This is a genomic window from Actinomadura sp. 3N407, from assembly GCF_052245875.1.
Taxonomy (GTDB): Bacteria; Actinomycetota; Actinomycetes; order Streptosporangiales; family Streptosporangiaceae; genus Spirillospora.
This window is the reverse complement of the sequence record NZ_JBQQBP010000035.1, coordinates 24968-46485: the sequence shown is the minus strand read 5'-3', so window position 1 is coordinate 46485 and position 21518 is coordinate 24968. Positions and strand designations below refer to the sequence as shown.

Sequence of the window (21518 nt, the reverse complement as noted above, 5' to 3'; positions counted from 1 at the left end):
GTCACCGAAACCGTCCGGGAAGCCGTCGAACGCCGGCTACGCGCCGTGGGCCGCCGCGGACGCCTGGCCTACTGGCACGGCGAATACGGCGACCCCGACCCCGAGCGCACATCCGAACCCTGAAAGGTCCGACCGGGAGGTCACACTATGCAGATCACCCCAATGTCCGTTCCGGGCACCGGCACCCTGCACCACGCCCGCACCCGTGGCGGAGCAAGGATCGGATTGCTGGTCCACCACTCCGGCGACCGCACACTGTTCATCTACGACACTCATCCGGAAACCACCGACGCCTGGCAGGTCGGCGATCTCGACACCCCCGCCCTCGGCATCGAACTGGACCGCGACGAGGCCGACCAGCTCGCCCAGCTTCTGCACGAGCAGCCGATCGCCGACCGGATCGCCGCGCTGGAACGGCGGCTGACCGAACTCGGCGCGACCGGTGACACCGACCGTCGTCCCCGATGATGCACCGCGCATGCCCGGCCCGGGCGGGGAACCCGAGGGGCGCGGGGCACCACCGGGACCCGGTCCGCGTCGATCCCGTTCAGGGAGCCTCTTCGGCGGCCCGAAGTTCATCTCCCTGGACGTCGTCCCCGTGGGTGTCGTGCCCGTGGATGTCGTCCTGGTCGAGACGGCCCGCGGCGGCGGTGTCGGGCGCGGGCGGGACAGCCGCCTGGCGGCGGCCTGTCTTACGCCCGCGCAGGGCCAGTGCCAGCGGCTCGATCCCGCGCGCCAGCAGCGGCCCGGCGACGGCCAGGATGAGAACGTAGGCGGCGGCCAGCGGACCGATTTGGGGATTGATCCCGGCGGCCACCGCCAGACCGGCGATGACGATGTTGAACTCACCGCGCGGAACCAGCGCGGCGCCGGCACGCAGCCGCCCGGGTGTGCTCACCCCGCCGCTACGCGCCGCCAGCCAGCCCGAGGACAGCTTGGTGACGATTCCCGCCACAGCCAGCAGCGCAGCCACGCCGAGCACCGGAGGCAGAGCAGCCGGGTCGGTGTGCAGGCCGAAGAAGACGAAGAACACCGCCGCGAACAGGTCCCGGAGCGGCGCCAGCAACTCCCCGGCGGTGTGCGCCAGCGGGCCGGACAGGGCGATGCCGACCAGGAACGCGCCGACCGCCGCCGACACCTGCAGCTGCTGCGCCAGCCCCGCCACCAGCACGACCAGTCCCAGCACCTTCAGCAGCAGTACCTCGTCGCTGGGGCTGGCCACAAACCGCTCGACCAGATTGCCGTGCCGCAGCGCGATGAACAAGATCACCGTGATGGTGGCGGCCGCGATGCCCAGCGTGGTCGCGCCGGCCGCCAGAGACGCCCCGGCCAGCAGCGCGGTCAGGATCGGCAGATAGGCGGCCATCGCCAAGTCCTCGAAGACCAGGATCGACAGCACCGCCGGCGTCTCGCGGTTGCCCAGCCACCCCAGATCCCCCATGACCTTGGCAGTGATGCCCGACGAGGTGACATAGGTGATGCCGCCCATCGCGACGGCCGCGACCGGCCCCCAGCCGAGCAGGAACGCGGCGAGCACGCCCGGCGCGGCGTTGAGCACCAGGTCGGCCAGACCCGACGGCGCCGAGGTGCGCAGCGTGCCGACCAGCTCGCCCGCGGTGTACTCCAAGCCCAGGGTGAACAACAGCAAGATCACACCGACCTCGGCGCCGAGCGCGACGAACTCCTCGCTGGCCCCCAGCGGCAGCACACCACCGGACCCGAACGCCAGCCCCGCGATCAGATACAGCGGGATCGCCGAAATGGAGAACCGGGTGGCCACCGCACCCAGCAAACCGAGCGCCAGGATGATCGCACCGATTTCGATCAGCTGGATCGCTCCGTGCACGCTCGCCTCACCCCCCGGTCAAGATGTCGGCGACACCCGCAGTTCCCTCGCCGGTGCCGACCGCCACCACGACGTCCTCGGCGGCGAACACAAAGTCCGGCCGCGGACTGGCCAGCACCCGGCCCTCGCGCACCACCGCCACGATCGAGGCGCCGGTGCGGGCGCGGGCCTGGGTATCGCCCAGCGTCCGCCCGGCATAAGGCGAACCGGCCGCGAGCACGATCTGCTCGGTCACCAGCCCATCCACCTGCCGGTGCATCTCGGCCAGCCGCTCCACCACCCGGCTGGTCTCCAAAAGCTCGGCCAACGTGTTGGCTTCCTCACCGGTCAGCGCCACCGACACCACACACACGTCGGGATCGTGCTTGTCGTAGACCACCAGATCCCGCCGCCCGGTGTGGTGAGAGACCACACCGATCTGACGCCCCCGCGCGGTGGTGAGCACATGCCGCAACCCGATCCCCGGCAGCGACGTCCGCTCCACGTCCATGAATCCTCCAGCTCAACCTCGCCGCCCGGCCCAACGCCCGGGAGCCCGCCACACCGAGCGCCGCCGGACAGGAACTCGTCGTCTCCCGCCCGACGGCGCACACCGATTGTTGACTGTATGAGGCGATATAGTTCCAGACCCGCCCCGCTGCCCGCCAACCAACACCGGCGACCACCCACAGGTCATCGCCCGCACGCCTCAAACGTGCACACCCATCCCGTATCCCCGGAGCGCGCCACCAGCCCCAGACCCCATCCAGCAAGCAAAGCGATCCACACACGCCCGTCCCGCCGGTCCACCGAACCCGACCGCAACACGCCCCACCAACACACGAAGCCCCTGCGCACAGCCACGGAACATCGGTCACCGTACCGACAACCCGCATCCAAGACCGGCCAATATCGGCCGCGTCACCCACACAGCGCCATCATGATCCTGCGGGCCCCTGGGGACCACTCGTTGGCGCTGCCAGTACCCAATCTCCATTTCGACCGACATCCCTGCCGCCGAGTCCTTAGTCCCCGCAGGGCGGTATTCGCGTAATGGTTCCCCACATCGTGAGGCGGGACGGCAAGATTGCCGGCTCAGCAGCACTCAGCCCTCCGCTGCAGCGCCGTGGGCCATGTCGACCAGCCTGCCAGCAGACGCCCACCATCCCGCAAGAAGCTGTGTCAACGACGGGCGGTCAGCACGAACGTAAAAGCCGCTGCCCCGCCGAATCCCGCCAACAGCACAATCCACTGCCCCGCCATCACAGCACCGATCACCAATGGCAACGAACCGACCGCCACGAACGCCAAAATCGCCAGCGTACCCAGCCCACCGTCCCTGGTAAGACAAAGAGTCCGGTCGAGGCGGATCAGCGTGCGGTCGGTGAAATCCTGGTCCGGGCAGAGTTCCAAAGCTCGTTGCTGGGCGGCCCAAGCCCCTGCGGTATCGCCGAGGAAGGTCAAGGCGTTCCCCTCATGGAAACGAAGCCGCGCTTCGCTGTAGCCGAAGGCTGAGCTGTTTATCGCCTCCTTGGGGGAGGGCATTGAGAATCTCTTTTGCGCGGCGCAGTGCGCTTCTGCACTGGTCAGCCTGTTCAGGGTTCAGTGCGGCAAGGGCACGGGCCTTCAGCGCCGCAGCTAGCACGGCGCCGACCGATTCGCCAACCGCTATTAGAGCGTCCCTGGCCACGACCACGGCCTCGGCCAGATCCCCGGTATAGAAGTGCCCATATGCCTCCTGTGCAAGCACCCAGGACCTCGTTACCGGATCCTCGACTTCTCCCGCAGCCACACGGGCGGTACGAGACCAGCGACGGAACCCGTTTCGATCGTCGAGTTTGACCAGGGCAAGACACATCAGCCCAGACATCTGCACGACGACATGAGTCAGGCGGCGCAGAGTCGAGACGGAGCGGTAGCGGCCGAGGGCGGAGCGCAGATCGTTCAGATCGTCTTCGAGGTTCGCCGCCACCTTGCTCGGTGCCTCTTCACGGGCCATCTCGCCGTAACGTAGGGCAGCCTCTTCCCAGCTCTCCAGGGCTGCAGCCGACATTGCGCCGGCACAGAGTACGTCGTCCAGGCCCCGGCGTAGCATTTCTCGCCCCCGGCCGGTAGCAGCTGCAGGAAGCAGCTCGCTGACTTCGCCGAAGAGCTCCTGCTCGGAAACGCCCAGCGCACGGCTGTAGAGACGCCGGTAGTCCGCCTTCGGACTGTACTTCCCGTTCTCCCAATCTTTGACCATGCTCGCGAGGCTGGAAATCTGCGGGAGCCTCTGCCTGGCTCGTTCGGTCGCGGCGGAACGGAGCCGGCGAGCCATCTCCGCCCGGGACCAATGGCCGTCAGGTGTCTTCTGTGCCTCACGTGCCGCACGCAGTCGCGTGCCGATGCGGACGTTATCGGCGGACATGACGTACCTCTCGCCTGGACCGGTGTGGAGGAAATCCTCCCCGCTGCCCCTCCTATCCTCTCCTTTTCAGCCGGGGACGCACTGACTTGACGCAGAGACCACCGTCGAGTTGAGGGACCGTCACCCATGCTTCGTCCGGATGCTTCACCGCTCGGCACTCTGTTCGCCGCCGCGAACGAGCAGCATTCGGACGGCCCCACGCAACGCAGGACGGCTCAGAGGCGTGGCGCAGAGATCATCTTCCCCGAAGATTGCGGCAAACGCCGTTGCTCTGCCTGGTCCAGGACATCCCACCGTCCAACCGCGCCAGTCGAACTGACGCTCCACAGCCCGACCTTTGCGGCACCGACGGTTACGAAGTGGATCGGCGTGATGGTCTTCGGCCTCGGCGCGGTGAGGGTGTGGGTTCCCCGGCCCGTCCTCGGCGCCGTTCCCAGGCCCCGGGTGGGTACCTCCGGGGTCGGCCGCACGGCTCGGAGGCACTGCATGGGCAGCGAGCTTCGGTCTATCGTCCCGTCCTCCAGGGTGTGCTGGTACGGGCCGGTGTCGTCGACGAGCCTGCCCTGGGACGAGAAGGATCAGCCAATCGGGCGGCAGGTGGTCGAAACCGCTGGTGACCGCCCAGTGGTGGACGTCCTGCCGGTCAGCATGGAGGACGTCGGCACGGCCGCTGGCACCAGCGGCGCCGGAACCACGACCATGTGACCGCCAAGTCCGAACTGCTGGTCGCCGCCCTGCTCCTGTGGTCCTACACGACCTGACCGTCACCTCCAGCCACCTCACCGGTGCCCTGATCATCAAGGTCGTCCATCTGCCCGGCGAGCAGCGGTACGGCATCCGCCGCCTGCAGCACGACTACGTCGGCGAATGGGTCCTGCTCCTCACCGGACGTGAGCCCGGCCTCACCGAACCCGAGGCACGCGTGATCACCCAAGCCGTTCTCGCCATCGTCAACGACCTGACCCGCATCGGCCACCTCCGCCGACGCCCCAACCTGGACGACGACCTCGCAACCCTGGGCCAGGCCGTCCTTGCGACGCGCTTGCCCTCGGATGCTCCCTGACTCGGCACCACGGATGACCGGGTTGCCACTGACCATCAAAGCTTGCATACTTGTGCAAGTGAACAACAATGGGTCGGTCGGCGATATCGGCGCGGTGCTGAGCCACCAGCTGTTCCGGGCCCTGGGGGACCCCACCCGCGTCCGCTTGCTGGACCTGCTCGCCGAACGCTGCCGTGCCTGTTCGGTGTCCGAGCTTGCCGAGTGCCTCGATGTCGACCTGTCCGTCGTGTCCCGGCACCTGGCTCTGCTGCGGGCCGCGGGCGTCCTGCGGGCGACCAAGACCGGACGGACCGTGCTGTACGAGATCCAGTTCGATCCGCTCGCCGAGACGCTGCGGGGCATCGCCGACGCGCTCGAACGCGCCCGTGACGACTTCGACAGCGGCTCATTCTGTAGCCCGTCCACTGACATCGAGAAGGAAGGAACAACGTGACCACCACTGCGCACCTGCCCGTGCCGCCCGGCGCCTCCGCTGTGCCCGCCGCCAGCGGGCGTCTGGTCATCGACTACTGGACGGTGGCCATGGGCGAAGACTCCTGCGGCTCATGCGACGCGACGCTCACCGTGCTCCACGGCGCGGTCGACGCCGTCCGTCCGCTCGCCGAGCAACTGGGCATCGCCCTGGAGGTCGTCCCGCGGACCGTCTCGACCTGGGAACAGGCGCTGGAGCACCAGATCACCGCGTCGCCGACCATCCGGGCAGCGGGCGCCGAACTGCGTCCCTCCCACCCCGATGACTCCGAGACCCGCCTTTGGACGTGGCGTGGCCACACCAGCGGCTCAGTGCCGCAGGAGGCCGTCCTCGACTTCGTCCTGCGGGCCCTGTCCGCACGCAGTGGGCAACTCGGCGACTTCCTTGCGTGCGGCGGCCCGTCCTCCTACCTCCGCCGGTTCCTGTCCGCCCCGGTCACCGCCGAGCTGGCGTCGGACGAATCCTGCGGCTGTTCCTGAGCAGTCGTCCACCTACCGCCGGTTCTGACGCGGACGGATGCCGCGCCAGAGCCGGCAGCCTGGGCTTCTACAGTGGTCCGCTCTCCCATGGGCCGCGGATGGCGTAGGTGCGGCCCGGTGGTGTGACGCTGCTGGTGCTGCCGAGGGTGTTGGCGAACAGCGTGGAGCCGTCCGGGCTGAAGCAGGCGCCCGCGAACTCGCTGTCGTCGGTGATGTTGACGGCGAACTCGAAGGGCGCCGCCGGGGTCCAGGCCGATGAGCCGGTTGACGTTGGTCAGGCCGGGGGCCAGCGGGTGGGCGTCGTCGGCGGAGGAGGCGTCGTCTTCCCACAGGATGATGCCGCCACGCGGGGTGAAGGTGAGATTGTCGGGGGAGTCGAGGACCTTGCGTCCAGGCGATTCGTAGACGAGGACGAGTGTTCCGTGGTCGCGGTGGCGGCGGCTCGGGATGTAGCGCCAGACCTGCCCGTAGCCTTCGGCGAACCCGTCGGGGCCTGGCGCGTCGCCGTTCTTGGCGTCTCCTCCGAGTAGATGCTGCCGTCGCCGTACCAGCAGCCCTCCAGCCGGTTGAACTTGGCGCCGCCGTCGGAGAGGCCCTGCTGCGTGACGGGCGTCGCGCCGTTCTCCAGGTCCGGGTCGGGGTCGTCGATGCGGACCCACTCGACGTGCAGCCGGGCGCCCATCCGCTGGCCTTCCCTGCAGTCGTACCCGGGCCGGCCGTGGACCTGAGCATTTCCAGCACGCCGCCCTGGGCGAGGTGGTGCGGGTCGCGGGGACGGAACCGGAAGAAGCCGTTGGGCTTGCCGGAGTCGTCCTCGGTCTCGTAGACGTAGCCGGTGGCGGGATCGACGGCGACCGCCTCGTGGGAGAAGCGGCCCATCGCCTTGATCGGCTCGGAGTCCGCCGGGCGGCCCGGGCGCGGGCCGTGCAGCGGCACCTCGTAGATGTAGCCGTGCTTTTGCTTCCAGCCCTGCTTGGGGCCCGCGGTGGTCTCCTCGCAGGTGAGCCAGCCGCGCCGGCCGAGCATCATGCCGCCGGCGCAGTTGACGATGGTGCCGTTGAGGCTGATGTGGTGCTGCAGGATGCGGCCGGTATGCGGATCGACGTCGAGTGTGGTGGTGCCGGCGACGCCGAGTTCGTCGTAGCGGGCCGAGCCGGGGATGTGGACGCGGCCGGTCGGGCTGCCGGGCCCGGTGCGGACCTCGTGGTTGCGGATCAGGCGGACCAGGCCGGGCCTTGGGCCGCGGAAGGCCGCCATGCCGTCGTGGGCGATCGGCGTGGCCTGCCCGTCGCTCATGGGTGTGCCGGTCGCGCCGAAGACGACGTAGGAGAACCCGTGGGGGAGCGCGAGCAGCTCTACGCCTGTGTTGCGCGAGCGGGCTCGGCGAAGCTCGCCGTACCCCCTGCGGCCGGGGCGGTGGCCGGGGCGGCCGGCCGCGGCCCAGGCGGCGTGTGAGCCGAGCGTCTGAAGAGCCAGCCCGGCGGCGGTGCCCCCTGCGGTCGCCAGGAAGCTCCTGCGGTCAAGTTGCGGCATGCGTCCGTGTCCTCTCGGTTGCCGGTGATGGGACCTGCGCAATCCTCAGAGGTATAGATGTACGTCGATGTGTTGGTCCGGTGTCCGGCAGGTGACGAGGGTGCGGCTCGGAGGCGATCACGGCGCCCGTGCGCGGCAGCATATAGATGGAAATCGATGTTTCGTTGCGCGACCGTCGCCGTTCACCCGTGGTTCATATGGACGGATTTCTATATGGCCACGTTGTCGCGCCGACTGGGTGGCGACCTCTCGCGGCGGGGCCTTTGCCGCGGGCCGATTCTAGGCAAGGGGAAACGACGTTGAGTAGCGCATGGCGCAGATCGACGCAGGCCGTGACGGCCGCGGCGGCGCTGGCCGCGGCACTGGCCGCATGTGGCGGCGGTTCCGACGAGGGCGGCGGCTCGGGGGACGGCGAGCAGCTGCGGGGAACGGTGAAGATCGACGGATCGAGCACGGTGGCGCCGCTGAGCACGGTGGCCTCGGAGCTGTTCAAGGAGGAGCAGCCGCGGGTGCAGATCCCGGTCGCGACCTCGGGCACCGGTGGCGGGTTCGAGAAGTTCTGCGCGGGAGAGACCGACATCTCCAACGCCTCGCGCCCCATCGCCGACGAGGAGAAGCAGGCCTGCGCGGCCAAGGGCATCAAGTTCGAGGAGTTCACCGTCGCCAACGACGCCCTGACGGTGGTCGTGCACAAGGACAACACGTGGGCCAAGTGCCTGACGGTGGAGCAGCTGAAGAAGATCTGGGAGCCCGGCTCCAAGGTGAACAACTGGAACCAGGTCGACCCGAGCTTCCCCAACGAGCCGCTGAAGTTGTTCGGCGCGGGCACCGACTCGGGGACGTTCGACTACTTCACCGATGTCGTCAACGGTGAGGAGGGCGCCAGCCGCACCGACTACCAGCCCAGCGAGGACGACAACGTCACCGTCCAGGGCGTCTCCGGATCCAAGGGCGGCATGGGCTACTTCGGGTTCTCCTACTTCGAGGAGAACGCCGACAAGCTGAAGGCCGTCGAGATCGACGGCGGGGACGGCTGCGTCGCACCGAGTGTGCAGGCCGCGCAGGACGGCACCTACAAGCCGCTGGCCCGGCCGCTGTTCATCTATCCGTCGGCGGCGGCCCTCAAGCGTCCCGAGGTCCAGGCGTTCGTGGAGTTCTACGTCGCCAGCAGCGCGGAGATCGCCAAGCGCGCCAAGTTCGTCCCGCTGAACCCGACGCAGGAGACCAAGCTCAAGCAGGCCCTGGACCAGCTGAAGTCGCAGGCCGGGTAGTGAGCGCACCGACGTCCGCGCCGTCCGCCGCAGGGGCCCCGCGCCCGTCCCTGCGGCGGCGGCGCCCCCGCTACGGCGAAGCGGTGATCAAGGTGGTGCTGCTGGTCGCCGCGCTGGTCTCGGTGGCCACCACGGTCGGCATCGTGATCTCACTGCTGCCGCCGGCGCTGCGGTTCTTCGGGGAAGTCGGGGTCTGGGAGTTCCTATCCGGCACCACGTGGAGTGCCCTGTTCGACCCGCCGTCCTACGGGGTGCTGCCGCTGGTGGCCGCCACCCTGCTCATCACGGTCATCGCGGTCGCGGTCGCCGTTCCGCTTGGGCTGGCCGCGGCCATCTACCTCAGCGAGTACGCCCACCCGCGGGCCCGCAAGATCTTCAAGCCGGTGCTGGAGGTGCTCGCCGGCATCCCGACCGTGGTGTACGGGTTCTTCGCCCTCGCCGCGCTGACGCCGCTGCTGAAGGAGCACTGGCCGTTCGGCGACGGGCCCGAGGTCTTCAACGCCCTGTCCGCCGGCCTGGTGATGGGCGTGATGATCATCCCGACGGTGGCGTCGCTGTCGGAGGACGCGATGGCGGCCGTCCCCGCCTCGCTGCGGCAGGGCGCCTACGCGCTGGGGTCGACCAAGCGGATCGTGGCGATCCGGGTGGTCCTGCCGGCGGCGTTGTCGGGGATCGTCGCCGCCGTGGTGCTGGCGATCTCGCGCGCCGTCGGCGAAACGATGATCGTCGCGATCGCGTCGGGTAACCGGGCACAGCTGACCTGGAATCCCCTGGAGGGGATGCAGACGATGACCGGCTACATCGCCCAGGCCGGTGAGGGGGACCTGCCGACCGCATCGTTCGACTACACCACGATCTTCGCGGTCGGCGGGCTGCTGTTCCTGCTGACGTTCGTGATGAACGCGCTGAGCATCCGGCTGGTCCGCAGGTACCGGGAGGTGTACGAGTGACCGGGCCGAATCCCGTGGGCACCGCGTCCCCGGCCGGCGGCGCGCCGGCGGAGGAGCCCAGATGACCGCCACCCTGCAGAAGAGCCCCGCCGCGTCGAGCCTTGGGGGCCGCCGGCGCCCGCTGGAACCGGTGTTCCACACCCTTCTCATGGTGTGCCTGGCGGTCGCGGTCGTCTTCCTGGCGATCCTGCTCGCCTACGTCCTGCACGAGGGCTGGGGACGGCTCGACGCGCGCCTGTGGGAGAACTTCCCGTCCAAGCTGTATCCCGACCGGGCCGGCGCCCAGTCGGCGATCGTCGGCACGATCTACGTCATCGGGCTGACGGGGGCGTTCTGCGTGCCCATCGGGGTCATGACCGCGATCTACCTGGAGGAGTACGCCGACTCCGGGCGCTGGTGGAACCGGCTGATCGAGCTGAACATCCAGAACCTGGCCGCCGTCCCCTCGATCGTCTACGGCATCCTCGGCCTGGGCATCCTCGCCCGCGGCCTCGGTCTGGGCCGCACCCTGATCACGGCCGCGCTGACCCTGTCGCTGCTGGTGCTGCCCGTGGTCATCATCGCGGCGCGGGAGGCGATCCGGGCCGTGCCCGGTTCGATCCGGCAGGGCTCGCTCGCGCTGGGCGCGACCCAGTGGCAGACCATCTGGAGGCAGGTGCTGCCCGCCGCGGTTCCCGGCATCGCGACCGGCACGATCCTGGCGCTGTCGCGGGCGATCGGGGAGGCGGCCCCGCTCCTGCTGCTCGGCGCGGTCACCCACATCACCTTCAACCCCGAAGGCGTCACCGACGCCTACACGGTCCTGCCGATCCAGATCTTCAACTGGATCAAACAGCCCGAGGCCGAGTTCCACACGCTCGCCTCCGCCGCGATCGTGATCCTGCTGGCGATCCTGCTGGTGATGAACTCCGTGGCCGTCTGGCTCCGCAACCGTTACGAAAAGCGCTGGTGAGGCCCACGATGACCACCACATCAGGTTCGAGCGCGCCAGGTCAGAGCGCGCCGGTGAACACTCCACGGCACTCTGAGGAAGACAGGCCTTTGCAGACCATCCGCTACGACGCCGACCGTGAGGCGCCCGACCTGTCCGATCCGGTGTTCGAGGTGTCCGACCTCAGCGTCTCCTACGGCGACTACCAGGCCGTCCGGGACGTCACCATGACCGTCGGCCGGCGGCAGATCACCGCCATGATCGGCCCGTCCGGCTGCGGCAAGAGCACCGTCCTGCGCTGCTTCAACCGGATGAACGACCTCATCCCCGGCACCCGCGTCGACGGGAAGATCACCTACCACGGCCAGGACCTGTACGCCGGCGATGTCGACCCCATCGAGGTACGGCGCCGCATCGGCATGGTCTTCCAGAAGCCCAACCCGTTCCCCAAGTCGATCTACGACAACATCGCCTACGGCCCCCGCGTCAACGGCGTCCGCAAGGGCCTGGACGACATCGTCGAGGAGGCCCTCGGCCAGGCGGCCCTGTGGGACGAGGTCAAGGACAAGCTCAAGGACAGCGCCCTTGCCCTGTCCGGCGGGCAGCAGCAGCGCCTGTGCATCGCCCGCACCATCGCGGTCAAACCCGAGGTCATCCTCATGGACGAACCATGCTCGGCGCTCGACCCGATCGCCACCGCCAAGATCGAGGACCTGATGCTGAACCTGGCCGAGCGGTTCACCATCGTCATCGTCACCCACAACATGCAGCAGGCCGCCCGCGTCTCCGACCGCACCGCCTTCCTCACCGCCGAGGTCGACGACGCGGGCGTCCGCCACGGGCGCCTCGTCGAATACGACCTCACCGGGCAGATCTTCACCACGCCGTCCGACAAGCGCACCGAGGCCTACATCACCGGGCGCTTCGGATAAGAAGGGCCCCGACCGCCATGAACGACCAGGCCGCCCAGGCGGCCGACCTTCCCGCCCCGCCGAGGGCGGCGCACGTCCCGCTGCTACTGGTCGCCGACCCCGACGACGGCCTCGGCCGCGAACTCGTCCTCGCCCTGGCCGAACGCGGCGTTGAGGTCGCCGTCACCACCGACGGAGCCCACGCCCTCCTGCGCACCGGCGCCCTGCACCCCGACGTCGTCCTCGTCGCCGCCAACATCCCAGCCGTGGACGCAGTCACCTTCGTGCGCGCCATCCGCCAGAGCATGTCGATCCCCGTCATCATCGGAGTCGGCGCCGACGACGCGCAAAAGGCGGTCAGGGCGCTGGCGGCGGGCGCCAACGTGTGCGTCGCCCGCCCCTACCGGCTGCCCGAACTGCTCCCCCTCATCCAGGGCATCCGCTCCGAAGGCGCCCCCACCGACTCCGGCTCACCCGTCCTAGAATGCGGTGCGATCACCCTCGACCCCACCGCCCACGTCGTCCGGCTGAACGGCAAGGCCGTGCACATGCCGCTGCGCGAATTCGAACTCCTGCACTACCTGATCGTCAACGCCGACCGCGTCATCAGCCGCAGCCAGATCCAAGCCCACGTCTGGCGCAGCGACAAACTCATCACCAACACCATCAACGTCCACATCCGGCGGCTGCGTGAGAAGCTCGGCGACGACCCCGAGAACCCCAAGATCATCCTCACCGTCCGCGGCGTCGGCTACCGCCTGGCCAGGCCGGATTGACGCTGTTCACCGCAGCTTTCCAACCGTTCACCTTTCGTACACTCGACTCGTGAACGATGCGAACGTGCTGCAGATCTCCGACACCGTCGACGAAGACTCGTGCTACGAGCACGAACAGCTCTTCCCCATGGACCGCTCGGACGCCGAGCGCATCGCCCGCGTCCTCAAAGCGGTGTCGGACCCGACCCGCCTGCAGCTGCTCAGCATGATCCAGCGCAGCTCCGGCGGTGAGGCCTGCGTCTGCGACCTGACCAAACCGCTGAACCTCACCCAGCCCACGGTCAGCCACCACCTCAAGGTCCTCGCCGACGCCGGCCTCATCACCCGCGACAAGCGCGGAAGCTGGGCCTGGTTCGCGATCGTCCCCGAACGCCTCGAACCCATCCGCGCCCTGCTCGGCTGAGCCGTACCGGTCGTTCACCTCCCGTTAATGCGCTCCATAGCCCGTTACGGGACCGCACTCGAACCCGGGGGGCCTTGCCGGCGCGGTCGAGGAGTGTCACATCATTGAGGATGTCAGTTGAGACTGATGTATTAGGGTGCTGGCGGATCCGCTGCGCGCTCGCATCGTGACCTTGCTCGCCGGTGAGGCACTGTGCACGTGCCACCTGGTGGAGGAGACCGGTGCCAGGCAGACCAACATCTCCAACCATCTGCGGGTTCTGAAGGACGCCGGGCTGGTGGAGACCGAGCCGTGCGGCCGGTTCACCTACTACCGGCTGCGCCCCGAAGCGCTGGCTGCACCCCACCCGTGACCTGGCCGCCCACGCGACACCGGTCGACGGGCTCTACCTCGCAGGTGCCGGCAGCGCGCCGGTGGGCGGCGTGGCCGGCCTGCCGGGCAGGGCCGCCGCCCGCGCGTTGCTGACCCGGCTCGGCCGCGGTTCGTGAAAGGTGCTGGCTCGGTCCATCGTTCCGAGTTCTGGGTGACTCCCCGTCGAAAGCCACGGCCGTCTGCCTGCCGCACACGCTCGCACCGAGCGCCGGGGCTCAGTCGTCGTCACGCCACCCGCTCCCGGCGTCTACCGCGCCGACCTCGTGGACGAGTTCGTTGACCGCCGCGGCGATGGCGCCTGGATGGCCAGCATTGCGGCCGTTGACCGACGACCCGATCGATGGCATGGCGATGAAGGGGGGCCGTCGCTCAAGGCTGTTAGGGCGTGGGTGAGTGGGGGAAGGGTGGGTTGCGTGATGGAGTCTTGCGGTGTAGCGGTCCAGGGGGTGCCTGTCCGGTGGGAGGAGGCGGGGGGGTATCCCGGTGGTGTTCGTTCACGGTATTCCGACCGGCCCGGCTCTGTGGCGCCACGTCGTCCCGCACGTGAAGGGCGCCCGCTGCCTGGCCTTCGAGATGGTCGGGTACGCGAAGCATTCCCGCCGGGCAGGACCGGGACATCTCGGTGGTCCGCCAGGCCGACTACCTGCTCGGCTGGCTGGACGAGATCGGTGTGGCCAAGGCGATCCTGGTCGGCCATGACCTCGGCGGTGGCGTGGCCCAGATCGCGGCGGTGCGGCACCCGGAGCGCTGCGCTGGCCTGATGTTGACCAACGCGATCGGCTACGACTCGTGGCCGATCCCCTCGGTCGAGCTCCTGCAGCGGGCCGGAGACGTGGTCGCGCGGCTGCCGGCCGCCGCGCTGCGGCCGGTGCTGGCGTCTCTGATGCTGCGCGGCCATGACGATTTCGCGGTCGCGCTGGAGTCGTTCCGGATGCACTGGCGCTGCTATGCCCGTCCGGACGGTGCGGCCGCGCTCGTCCGCCAAGCGCGCTCCCTCGACGTGCAGGACACGCTGGCCGTACGCGGGGAACTGGCCCGGCTGCGCGTGCCGGCCCGGGTGGTGTGGGGTGCGGCCGATCAGTTCCAGAAGGTGCGCTACGGGGAGCGGTTCGCGGTCGACCTGGGGACGCGGCTGGTCCGGATCGAGGGGGCCAGGCATTTCACGCCGGAGGACCCATGCACATCGTGCTGTCCCTGGGGGTTTGGCATGGGCTTCGCCATGCTGCTGGTGCCGTTGCTTCGCAACATCCCCATGCTGGTCATCGGCGCGATCGCCTACGGAGTGGCGCTGTGGGTCCTGAACATCCAGATCCTGGGCAGGACGGTCTTCGAGTCCTTCACCTCTCCCCAGGGCCCGAACCAGCTCTTCGAAGGACTCATCCACCCGCTGATCTTCGGGCTGCTGCTCGTCCCGTTCTTCCTGGGCCGATCCCTCCAAGAGACCGGACGCTCCGCGACACGGCGCACCGACACGACCGCCGACCGCACACCGCCCGGCTCACCTGACCCGGAGCGTCCCACGCAGCCATAACCACACCGGTCGAAGACCGCAGCTCCCGGGACGACCGGCTCTCTCCGACCACTGCGGGCGCCTGGAGATCTACATCGCCGATGCCGAACGCGACGGCGACTCCGAACTCGCCGACTTCTTCCGCCATGCCCAGGCCGAGAGCCGTAAGGATGCAGAGCAGGGCAAGGCTCGACCCCGTCAGCGCTTGCCGGGCTGAACCTCGTCCAGACCTCGCCATCACGCCCGCAGCCCGAAGCCGGCAACCGCCCGGAAAGTGGCCGCGCCGCCGGAAGTGCGCGCGGCAGCCACCAGCGGCGTGGCGGCTACCCAGCTTTTCCGGACTAAGGACCGATGGAAGGCTGGCACGCAGCGGCCCGACTAGGTTGAGCGCATGACAAGCCTTGATCACCCCCAACTCTCCGGGTTGGGGCGGAACCCGTCGGCTCCTCATGATGTCCTGGTACGTCTGGCTACACACAAGGCCGGCAGACACGGGATATCGCAGCGTCGCGGGCGGCTGGAGGACGCCGTTGTCGATGCTCTGCTGAAGCACGGCGACTGCAACACCGCGGTGGGCCTTCACGGGGACCGGATCTCCCCGGAGCTGTGCCGAAGGATTGCCGAGCATCCCGATCCGGCGATCCGCAACGCGTTCACAGACTTTGTCCGCGACATGGTTGACCGCAAGGTGCAGATCGGCATCGACGACCTGGAGGAAGCCTATGGCCAGCCTCGGATGATGCTCGCCAGCTCGCCGAGTCCGAGCCTGCGTGCCGCGGTCGCACGAGCCTGGTACGACCGGCCTCTCGCCGTGCAAGTGGAACTACTCGCTGACCCGGATCCGCAGGTCCGTGCAGCCGCCACCGAGCGCAGGAATCCGGGTGTCCCGCCTGAGTGGAGGGAGCGTTGCCTTGCCGACCCTGCAGTGCGCATTAACGTGGCGCGCTATGTCCCACTCACATCGGAGCAGTTTGCGCAGCTCATGCGTCACGAGGAAGAGGAGTTCCATCAGGCTGTCGCCGGTAACCCTCATCTATCGGCAGAGATGGTTGCCCAGCTCATGGGCATCGACGACCCGCTCGTGCGGGTCGCGGCTGCGCAGAGTCGGCATGTGGACGCCGAAACCCGGGACCGACTGTATGCGCTCGTAGAAGCCGAACGCGCGGACGGAAGCATCGAGGCGGAAGTGGCTCTGAGCTGGAGCTTCGCCGAACCGGACTGGCTGCGCGAAGCGCCTCTCGATGAGCGGATGACCTACCTGGACTGCCAGTACACAACATTTCGGTGCGTACTGGCCTCCTGTCACGACCTACCTGAAGAGGCATGGCGTCGACTGGACAACGACCCGGAACTCGTAGTCCGCCGTGCTGCCGCCCGTCGGCCAGGCACACCACCAGAGGTCCTGGAAAGACTGGTCCGCGCCCACGGCGACGTATTGCACATCCGACCGCTACTCGTCGACCACCCCAACTTCCCTAGTGACGTGCTGCGCACGTTCGTCGACGAGCCAAGCCCGAACGTGCGCTACCTCGCCCTGCAAGACCCGGAACTACCCCTGCCATACCTTCAGCAGCTCGCCGCCGCTGCCGAGCCCTTCCTGCGCCGCGGGGTCGCCCGTCACCCCAACATCACGGACGTGTTGCTGGAGCATCTGCTCGGTGACCCAGACCCCCAGGTAGCCGACGACGCCGCTGCCAACTCTGCGCTGCGGCCGACCCAGATGAATCGGATCCTTACCGCTGCCGGCTTGTGACCCCACGAGGGGCTCAGGCCCAGGCCCCATGTTTTCCCGGTTCTCGCGGAGGCGGCGGTGCGGGGTCGGTGAAGACGGGCATGCCGAGGTCGACCAGCTGCGGTCGGCCGTCGGCGGGGGCGCGCTTGAGGCTGTGCACCTTGGCGTTGGCGGCATCGAGGCTCACCTGGAGCCCTTCGACTTCGCCGAGCCAGCCATTGCCGCGGGCTTCGCGGACGCGCTCGCGGAGGTTCTGGATGATCTCGATGAGCCGACCTCGCTGGCGAGGATCGATCTGGAGGACGGGGCAGCGGATACAGGCATGGTCGTGCTTGCACGGGGTTCCGTAGGGACGCCCGCAGGTCCCCAGGGAGACCTTGCGCAGCTCGAAGTGTTGCTGGAAGTCGCGCCACTCCTGCTCGGTGGGTTCTCGGTATTCCTCGACGGGCCGCTCGGCCCGGCGGCGGTCGAGGAAACCGCGGTAGGTCCGGATCAGGTCGTCTTGGAAGACGGCGAGGTATGCCTGGGTGGTCGTCAGGGTCTTGTGTCCGAGGATGCGGGCGGCGATGTGGACGGGCAGTCCGCCGGTGACGGCCTCGGTCGCGAACATCCTGCGGAAGTCGTGAGGCGTGACGCGCAAGGGGTTGCCGGCTTGGTCGCGTAGCCCCATCCGGGCCAGGGTCTTGCGGAGCAGGCGAGCGACGGTGTTCTGGCCCATGACCTGCGGCTGCCAGTAGTGGCGGCGCTGGAAGAGGTGCGGCAGCAGTGGCCCGGTGACGCGTTCGTGTTCGTCGTAGCGGGCGGTGAGCGGGATCTTGCCGCTGTTGGCGTCTCGCAGGCGTTTGATGATCGTGGCCAGGACGCTGGCCAAATCCGGGCTGACCAGCAGCAGCCGTTCCTCGTTGCTCTTGGACGGCACGATCTGCAACAGCGGGACGATCTCGCCGGTGTCAGGGAGTTTGTAGGAGACCAGCGCGAGGTGGGTGATCTCGGTGAGTTCCTCGACGCGTACTCCGGTGTGCCGCAGGGTCTCGATGACGGCCCAGGCCCAGAACGCCTCGTCCTCGGCCATGCTCTGGTTGATGCGCTTGGTGCTGCCCTCGGCCTGGATGTACACGTGCGGGGTGACGTGGTCGGGGCGGCTGGTGACCTTGTGGGCGGCGGGCAGGACCCGCAGATAGCGGGTGCCCTCGTGCTCAAAGTAGGTGTCGAACGCGGTGGCCTTCGCGGCCGCCAGAAGCGCGGCGGTCTGGTCCCGCTCACGCTCGGCGGCTTCGACCAGGCGCCCGAGGTGGGGAAGCCGTTCGCGGACGCGTTGGTGCATGCGGGCCTGGGTCTGTGCGAGAGCCTGTGCTGGCCCGCGCCATCGCCGCGGCGGATCGGGCTGGGGCAAGCCCACGGGGCCCAGAACGGATCTTCGTGCGCCCATTCCTGGATGTCGAGGTAGAAGCCGCGGATGCGCATGACGTCGTAGCGACTGCGGCGTTCCACCACCTCGCCGCTCTTGTGGACGTAGGTGAGCAGCCGCTCCTTCCATCCGTCGACCACCTCCTCGGGCAGGCGCAGAGTGTCGATGCCAGGGTGGTGGGCTTCGATGTCGGCCCAGAACACGCCAGCCAGATCGCGGGCCAGGCCGACGAAGCTGCCGTAGTCGAGGCCAGGTCGACGTTCTTCGAGGTAGCGGACCAGCAGGTTGCGCAGGGGTGTGCTCTGGAGGTTATAGAAGTCGACCAGCTCGGCGGTGGGCCGCTGGCCGTGCCTCAGCGCGTCCTTGACGGTGTCCTTGGAGTGGATCACCGCGGCGCCGCGCAGCAGGTCCCAGGCGCTGTGGGTGCCGTCGTAGGAGTAGCCGATGGCTCGCCGTCCCCAGGCCCGCGCCTCGAAAACGTCTTCGGCCGTGAGCTGGCTGAGGTCGCGGCCGGTGTACAGGATCATCTTGGAGATCACGCGCAGGCCCTCGTCGACGTGCCAGCCGGTCACGCCCAGCTCGCTGCCGTGGCGGCGCATCTGCTCCAGCGTCCCGGGCGGGAACATGCGCTGGATGTCCTTGAACAGCGCCATGGCCAGCCGCGCAGGAACTCGTAGTCGGGCAGCACGATGCGGCTGATGAACATGCTGTTCAGACCGCTCAGCAGCGTTGAGCGGCGCTCCTGGTAACTGTGGCCGTTGTCTGTCCGGGCAAGCAGCTGCTCGATCCAGTCCTTGCCTCGGTCGGCGCCGGCCGCCCTCCATCGGGCCTGCCAGCCGTCTCCGGGGTGCGTCAGGAGCCAGTCGAGGACCTGCCCGGCCCCGATGAGGCGGTTTCGGCCGAGCACGCGGCCGTTGGAGTAGTCCTGCGCTGGCCAGACTGGGGAGAGCGGCAGCAGGGCCAGGACGTCCTCGCGGCCCAGATGCTCGTGGAGGCCGACGCGCTTCTCGTCCGCCTTCACGTCGTGCGCGACGAACAAACGACGCTCAGGGGTGGGCCCGGTGCCCGCGAGCATCACGCGGTTGGCGCGGCGGCTCATGCCGGACCACCACCGAACAACACGTCCAGGTCGCTGGCCTCGTAACCGCCCGCCACCGCCGGCGGCGGGAGTCTCGCCCGGTCCTTCACTTCGGCCAGATGCTCCTGGACGCGACGGATGACCTGAGATTCCTCTTCCACCGGGTAGATGTCGGCCGTAGTGGACAGGTGAGCGTGACCGAGGATGGTCTGCACGTCCCGCAGCGACAGGCTTTCGTCCCGGGCCATGCGCAGGGCCGCGGTATGCCGTAGGTCGTGCATCGACCAGTTCGTGCCCAGCAGCGCGTTGACCCGGCGAAACACTGCGCGCAGTGCCTCGTAGTTCATGACCTGGTAGGCCAGTCCTTCGCCGTGGTCACGGCGGCGCAGGGTCCACCACAGCGGGGCCTGCGGGTCCAGCGGCGGGCCTTCGGCCAAGTAGAGGCGAATCCAGATGAACGCCTCCGGGCTGGCCGGCAGCCACTGCTCGGCGAGCGTGCCCTTGCGCACGACGCGCACGAGCTGGTCGCCCCAGTCGAGATCGACCCCGCGCACGCCCAGCAAGGCCGGCGCGCTGAGCATGCACAAACTCGGCGCGGAACTGGGCGTCAGGGGCATGTCCCTGTACAACCACGTCGCTGGCACGGACGACGTGCTCGACGGGGTCGTCGAGGTGGTGTGGTCAGAGATCGAAGGAGCCGCCCCGGCCACAGCCGACTGGCGCCACGGAATGCGCGCCTTCGCTCACGCGATACGCATCGGCATGCACCGGCATCCGAACGCCGCATCGCTGATCAGCAGTCGGCAGATCATTCCCAGACCCGCGCTGCGGGCCGTCCAGAGCCACATCGCCGCCGCAACACGCAGCGGCCTGCCGGAGAAGCGCGCCTACGCGCTGCTGCGCACCCTCACCTCCTACGCGCTCGGCACCGCTCAGGCCGAGGTGTGCTGGGGCTTGGCCGGGACCGGATGCCGACCCGCCGTCGGCCAACTGCTGCGTCCCGGCACTCCCGGAGACCTGGCTGCCGTCACCGAGATCTTCTGCGGCCAGGCCGACACGGACGTCCAGTTCGAACTGGGCCTCGACCTCATGCTCCGCGGCATCGACTGCCCCCTGGAGTGAAGGGCAGTCTGGACGCGGTGGGCGGCCGGAGATGTCACTCCGCGCGTGACGTAAGCGTTCCGTCAACCTCCGGATCGGCCAGCGCGGCGCGGTTGATCGTCGGATGTGCGGGTGCCGGTATCGCAACCGCAACGCGCCAGGCCGGCCCACCGCCCCAATCCAACGTTGACATCGGGTTATTCGCCCGTGTCGGCGACCGAAGATTGCCGCGGCCGTCAGCGGATGTCCGCTCACACTGCGGTCAGCCGGGCGAGTTCCGGCCTTCGGCGCGCTCGATGGGGAGATCACGCAGCCGATCTGATCGTCGCGGTGCAGCAGTCAGTTTGGCAAAGGCCGTAATCCTTTGAGCCGCCTAGCCGCGGAAGGCGGCGGCGAACAGTGACACCGTGATGAACGGGCCCGGAGGCCGGGCGGATCGATCCCGCACCCGAGCGCACTGCCCACCAGCATGTTGAGCGTGTGGGCGACCGGGTCCGAACGCGTTGATCGATCTTTACGACGTCGGGCGTGTCGGCCTGGACCCGGGCAACCGCCTCGCGGCCGTGGCCGCACGGCGAGCGGTACAGCCCGGCGATCCGCACTCTCATCCTGGCCTGCTCGTCGCGGTTGCCGATTTCCTCGGCCCACGGCTTCACAGAAGAGCATGCGGTGCCTGTCATTGACAGGACTTCTCACGGCCGGTGACCAGCTAGTCGGCCTATCCTGCAGGACAATCTCGCGGCGATCCTGGTCTGCGGCAGCGGAAGAGGTCAGTGATGATCTTCGCCTGAGTGCCTCGCCCATGTCCGTGGCCGCCGCCGGGTCGCGCTGCTGACGTTGGTCGGTACAGGGGCCTACGGTGTGGTGGCGGCCTATCAGTTCGGGATACTGCGGCGGGTCCCCGAGCCGTCATGGCCGGCTTGGATGCCGATCGGGTGGACGCCGCCCCCGAGGCCTATCGCGTGCTGCAGACCGCCGATGCGGCTGTGGGGCCGGCCAGCGCCGGCGTGACGCTCACGCTGGTCGGGATGGGGCCGGACAACCGAGCAGCAACGCGTCCTTGGCTTGCGATGGTGTCGGCGGCCAAGGTGGCGATCGATGCTGTGACTGCGGGGCTGTTGTTGGCCGAACAGGTCACCAAACACCGCCGGGTCTGTTCGTGGTGCACCCTGGCGGCACTGTCATCGATGGCGTCGTTGCCTCTTGCGCTCCCGGAGGCACGCGCCGCGCTGGCCGAACTCCGCACACGCCGGCAGTGAGCGAACCTGTTGCCGGTTGCGTGGCACTACCGCATCG

The 21518-nt window shown here is 68.7% G+C and carries 24 protein-coding genes and 2 pseudogenes; 16 read left to right on the top strand and 10 right to left on the bottom strand.

All coding sequences use genetic code 11. The features are described from left to right. The first annotated feature begins 147 nt into the window (after positions 1 to 147). Positions 148 to 468 (top strand): hypothetical protein, encoded by a 321-nt coding sequence (locus ACTWPP_RS42965; RefSeq protein ID WP_443110240.1) that lies wholly within the window; start codon positions 148 to 150, stop codon positions 466 to 468. A gap of 79 nt (positions 469 to 547) precedes the next feature. Here the strand turns inward: ACTWPP_RS42965 and ACTWPP_RS42960 are convergent, their stop codons facing one another. The 4 genes from ACTWPP_RS42960 to ACTWPP_RS42945 form a co-directional block, all read right to left on the bottom strand. After that, positions 548 to 1846, bottom strand: a complete 1299-nt coding sequence (locus ACTWPP_RS42960) for a cation:proton antiporter (protein ID WP_443110239.1) — start codon at positions 1844 to 1846, stop codon at positions 548 to 550. Positions 1847 to 1853: 7 nt separating this feature from the next. Then, complete coding sequence (locus tag ACTWPP_RS42955; protein WP_443110238.1) at positions 1854 to 2336, bottom strand: cation:proton antiporter regulatory subunit; 483 nt, start codon at positions 2334 to 2336, stop codon at positions 1854 to 1856. Positions 2337 to 3007: 671 nt separating this feature from the next. Next, positions 3008 to 3289: a hypothetical protein gene (locus ACTWPP_RS42950; RefSeq protein ID WP_443110237.1), complete on the bottom strand. Its 282-nt coding sequence runs from the start codon at positions 3287 to 3289 to the stop codon at positions 3008 to 3010. A 10-nt stretch (positions 3290 to 3299) separates the two neighbouring features. Continuing rightward, positions 3300 to 4067, bottom strand: a complete 768-nt coding sequence (locus tag ACTWPP_RS42945; RefSeq protein WP_443110236.1) for a hypothetical protein — start codon at positions 4065 to 4067, stop codon at positions 3300 to 3302. A 651-nt stretch (positions 4068 to 4718) separates the two neighbouring features. On the opposite strand from ACTWPP_RS42945, the gene ACTWPP_RS42940 reads away from it, so the two are divergent. Genes ACTWPP_RS42940 through ACTWPP_RS42925 form a run of 4 tightly spaced genes read left to right on the top strand, consistent with a single transcriptional unit; the run spans position 4719 to position 6246 of the window. Beyond that, complete coding sequence (locus ACTWPP_RS42940; RefSeq protein ID WP_443110235.1) at positions 4719 to 4937, top strand: hypothetical protein; 219 nt, start codon at positions 4719 to 4721, stop codon at positions 4935 to 4937. A 37-nt stretch (positions 4938 to 4974) separates the two neighbouring features. Next, positions 4975 to 5295: a hypothetical protein gene (locus ACTWPP_RS42935; RefSeq protein WP_443110234.1), complete on the top strand. Its 321-nt coding sequence runs from the start codon at positions 4975 to 4977 to the stop codon at positions 5293 to 5295. A gap of 58 nt (positions 5296 to 5353) precedes the next feature. After that, positions 5354 to 5728: an ArsR/SmtB family transcription factor gene (locus ACTWPP_RS42930; protein WP_443110233.1), complete on the top strand. Its 375-nt coding sequence runs from the start codon at positions 5354 to 5356 to the stop codon at positions 5726 to 5728. Further along, a complete protein-coding gene (locus tag ACTWPP_RS42925) occupies positions 5725 to 6246 on the top strand; it encodes a hypothetical protein (protein ID WP_443110232.1) in 522 nt (173 codons plus the stop codon). The genes ACTWPP_RS42930 and ACTWPP_RS42925 overlap by 4 nt, the downstream gene beginning before the upstream one ends. Here ACTWPP_RS42925 and ACTWPP_RS42920 read toward each other — a convergent pair. Together ACTWPP_RS42920 and ACTWPP_RS42915 are read right to left on the bottom strand one after the other, a co-directional pair. Next, entirely contained in the window at positions 6174 to 6905 is a 732-nt protein-coding gene (locus ACTWPP_RS42920; protein ID WP_443110231.1) for an alkaline phosphatase PhoX, read from the bottom strand. The two genes, ACTWPP_RS42925 and ACTWPP_RS42920, sit on opposite strands and share 73 nt — an antisense overlap. 64 nt (positions 6906 to 6969) lie before the next feature. Beyond that, a pseudogene (locus tag ACTWPP_RS42915) lies at positions 6970 to 7779 on the bottom strand (alkaline phosphatase PhoX); the annotation flags it as partial. 299 nt (positions 7780 to 8078) lie between these two features. On the opposite strand from ACTWPP_RS42915, the gene ACTWPP_RS42910 reads away from it, so the two are divergent. The 7 genes and pseudogenes from ACTWPP_RS42910 to ACTWPP_RS42880 form a co-directional block, all read left to right on the top strand. Then, on the top strand, positions 8079 to 9050 hold the full coding sequence (locus ACTWPP_RS42910) for a PstS family phosphate ABC transporter substrate-binding protein (protein ID WP_443110230.1): 972 nt from the start codon (positions 8079 to 8081) through the stop codon (positions 9048 to 9050). Then, positions 9050 to 10000, top strand: a complete 951-nt coding sequence (gene pstC / locus ACTWPP_RS42905) for a phosphate ABC transporter permease subunit PstC (protein WP_443110229.1) — start codon at positions 9050 to 9052, stop codon at positions 9998 to 10000. Before ACTWPP_RS42910 ends, pstC begins: the two co-directional genes overlap by 1 nt. 61 nt (positions 10001 to 10061) lie before the next feature. Then, the gene (gene pstA, locus ACTWPP_RS42900) at positions 10062 to 10952 is read left to right on the top strand and encodes a phosphate ABC transporter permease PstA (protein ID WP_443110228.1); all 891 of its coding nucleotides are present in this window, start codon (positions 10062 to 10064) and stop codon (positions 10950 to 10952) included. Between the two features lie 8 nt (positions 10953 to 10960). Beyond that, positions 10961 to 11863 carry a phosphate ABC transporter ATP-binding protein PstB gene (pstB, locus tag ACTWPP_RS42895; protein ID WP_443110227.1) on the top strand — a complete coding sequence of 301 codons (903 nt, stop codon included), beginning with the start codon at positions 10961 to 10963 and terminating at the stop codon, positions 11861 to 11863. A 17-nt stretch (positions 11864 to 11880) separates the two neighbouring features. Further along, positions 11881 to 12618, top strand: coding sequence for a response regulator transcription factor (locus ACTWPP_RS42890; protein ID WP_443110226.1), 738 nt, complete (start codon positions 11881 to 11883; stop codon positions 12616 to 12618). A 49-nt stretch (positions 12619 to 12667) separates the two neighbouring features. After that, positions 12668 to 13021 (top strand): ArsR/SmtB family transcription factor, encoded by a 354-nt coding sequence (locus tag ACTWPP_RS42885; protein WP_443110225.1) that lies wholly within the window; start codon positions 12668 to 12670, stop codon positions 13019 to 13021. Positions 13022 to 13151: 130 nt separating this feature from the next. Then, positions 13152 to 13355, top strand: a pseudogene (locus tag ACTWPP_RS42880) (ArsR/SmtB family transcription factor); the annotation flags it as partial. Between the two features lie 253 nt (positions 13356 to 13608). Here ACTWPP_RS42880 and ACTWPP_RS42875 read toward each other — a convergent pair. Beyond that, positions 13609 to 13740, bottom strand: coding sequence for a hypothetical protein (locus ACTWPP_RS42875; protein WP_443110224.1), 132 nt, complete (start codon positions 13738 to 13740; stop codon positions 13609 to 13611). A 275-nt stretch (positions 13741 to 14015) separates the two neighbouring features. On the opposite strand from ACTWPP_RS42875, the gene ACTWPP_RS42870 reads away from it, so the two are divergent. Next, entirely contained in the window at positions 14016 to 14924 is a 909-nt protein-coding gene (locus tag ACTWPP_RS42870; RefSeq protein ID WP_443110223.1) for an alpha/beta fold hydrolase, read from the top strand. Between the two features lie 370 nt (positions 14925 to 15294). Beyond that, positions 15295 to 16656, top strand: a complete 1362-nt coding sequence (locus tag ACTWPP_RS42865) for a hypothetical protein (protein WP_443110222.1) — start codon at positions 15295 to 15297, stop codon at positions 16654 to 16656. A 13-nt stretch (positions 16657 to 16669) separates the two neighbouring features. On the opposite strand, the gene ACTWPP_RS42860 is transcribed toward ACTWPP_RS42865, so the two are convergent. From ACTWPP_RS42860 to ACTWPP_RS42850, 3 genes are all read right to left on the bottom strand, one after another. Then, positions 16670 to 17959, bottom strand: coding sequence for a tyrosine-type recombinase/integrase (locus ACTWPP_RS42860; protein ID WP_443110221.1), 1290 nt, complete (start codon positions 17957 to 17959; stop codon positions 16670 to 16672). 652 nt (positions 17960 to 18611) lie between these two features. Beyond that, the gene (locus ACTWPP_RS42855; protein WP_443110220.1) at positions 18612 to 19142 is read right to left on the bottom strand and encodes a hypothetical protein; all 531 of its coding nucleotides are present in this window, start codon (positions 19140 to 19142) and stop codon (positions 18612 to 18614) included. Continuing rightward, positions 19139 to 19702 (bottom strand): tyrosine-type recombinase/integrase, encoded by a 564-nt coding sequence (locus ACTWPP_RS42850; RefSeq protein ID WP_443110219.1) that lies wholly within the window; start codon positions 19700 to 19702, stop codon positions 19139 to 19141. The genes ACTWPP_RS42855 and ACTWPP_RS42850 overlap by 4 nt, the downstream gene beginning before the upstream one ends. Between ACTWPP_RS42850 and ACTWPP_RS42845 the strand changes: the two genes are divergently transcribed. Together ACTWPP_RS42845 and ACTWPP_RS42840 are read left to right on the top strand one after the other, a co-directional pair. Further along, positions 19701 to 20243, top strand: a complete 543-nt coding sequence (locus ACTWPP_RS42845; protein ID WP_443110218.1) for a TetR/AcrR family transcriptional regulator C-terminal domain-containing protein — start codon at positions 19701 to 19703, stop codon at positions 20241 to 20243. The two genes, ACTWPP_RS42850 and ACTWPP_RS42845, sit on opposite strands and share 2 nt — an antisense overlap. Before the next feature lie 890 nt (positions 20244 to 21133). Then, the gene (locus tag ACTWPP_RS42840; protein ID WP_443110217.1) at positions 21134 to 21481 is read left to right on the top strand and encodes a vitamin K epoxide reductase family protein; all 348 of its coding nucleotides are present in this window, start codon (positions 21134 to 21136) and stop codon (positions 21479 to 21481) included. Positions 21482 to 21518: the final 37 nt, after the last annotated feature.

Bases quoted from the DNA above. Each gene is read 5' to 3' on its own strand.
- ACTWPP_RS42965 (WP_443110240.1), top strand. From the start codon at position 148: ATGCAGATCACCCCAATGTCCGTTCCGGGCACCGGCACCCTGCACCAC.
- ACTWPP_RS42955 (WP_443110238.1), bottom strand. From the start codon at position 2,336: ATGGACGTGGAGCGGACGTCGCTGCCGGGGATCGGGTTGCGGCATGTG.
- ACTWPP_RS42945 (WP_443110236.1), bottom strand. From the start codon at position 4,067: ATGGTCAAAGATTGGGAGAACGGGAAGTACAGTCCGAAGGCGGACTAC.
- ACTWPP_RS42940 (WP_443110235.1), top strand. From the start codon at position 4,719: ATGGGCAGCGAGCTTCGGTCTATCGTCCCGTCCTCCAGGGTGTGCTGG.
- pstA (WP_443110228.1), top strand. From the start codon at position 10,062: ATGACCGCCACCCTGCAGAAGAGCCCCGCCGCGTCGAGCCTTGGGGGC.
- pstB (WP_443110227.1), top strand. From the start codon at position 10,961: ATGACCACCACATCAGGTTCGAGCGCGCCAGGTCAGAGCGCGCCGGTG.
- ACTWPP_RS42890 (WP_443110226.1), top strand. From the start codon at position 11,881: ATGAACGACCAGGCCGCCCAGGCGGCCGACCTTCCCGCCCCGCCGAGG.
- ACTWPP_RS42875 (WP_443110224.1), bottom strand. From the start codon at position 13,740: ATGCCATCGATCGGGTCGTCGGTCAACGGCCGCAATGCTGGCCATCCA.
- ACTWPP_RS42865 (WP_443110222.1), top strand. From the start codon at position 15,295: ATGACAAGCCTTGATCACCCCCAACTCTCCGGGTTGGGGCGGAACCCG.
- ACTWPP_RS42860 (WP_443110221.1), bottom strand. From the start codon at position 17,959: ATGCACCAACGCGTCCGCGAACGGCTTCCCCACCTCGGGCGCCTGGTC.
- ACTWPP_RS42855 (WP_443110220.1), bottom strand. From the start codon at position 19,142: ATGAGCCGCCGCGCCAACCGCGTGATGCTCGCGGGCACCGGGCCCACC.
- ACTWPP_RS42845 (WP_443110218.1), top strand. From the start codon at position 19,701: ATGCACAAACTCGGCGCGGAACTGGGCGTCAGGGGCATGTCCCTGTAC.
- ACTWPP_RS42850 (WP_443110219.1), bottom strand. From the start codon at position 19,702: ATGCTCAGCGCGCCGGCCTTGCTGGGCGTGCGCGGGGTCGATCTCGAC.
- ACTWPP_RS42840 (WP_443110217.1), top strand. From the start codon at position 21,134: ATGGCCGGCTTGGATGCCGATCGGGTGGACGCCGCCCCCGAGGCCTAT.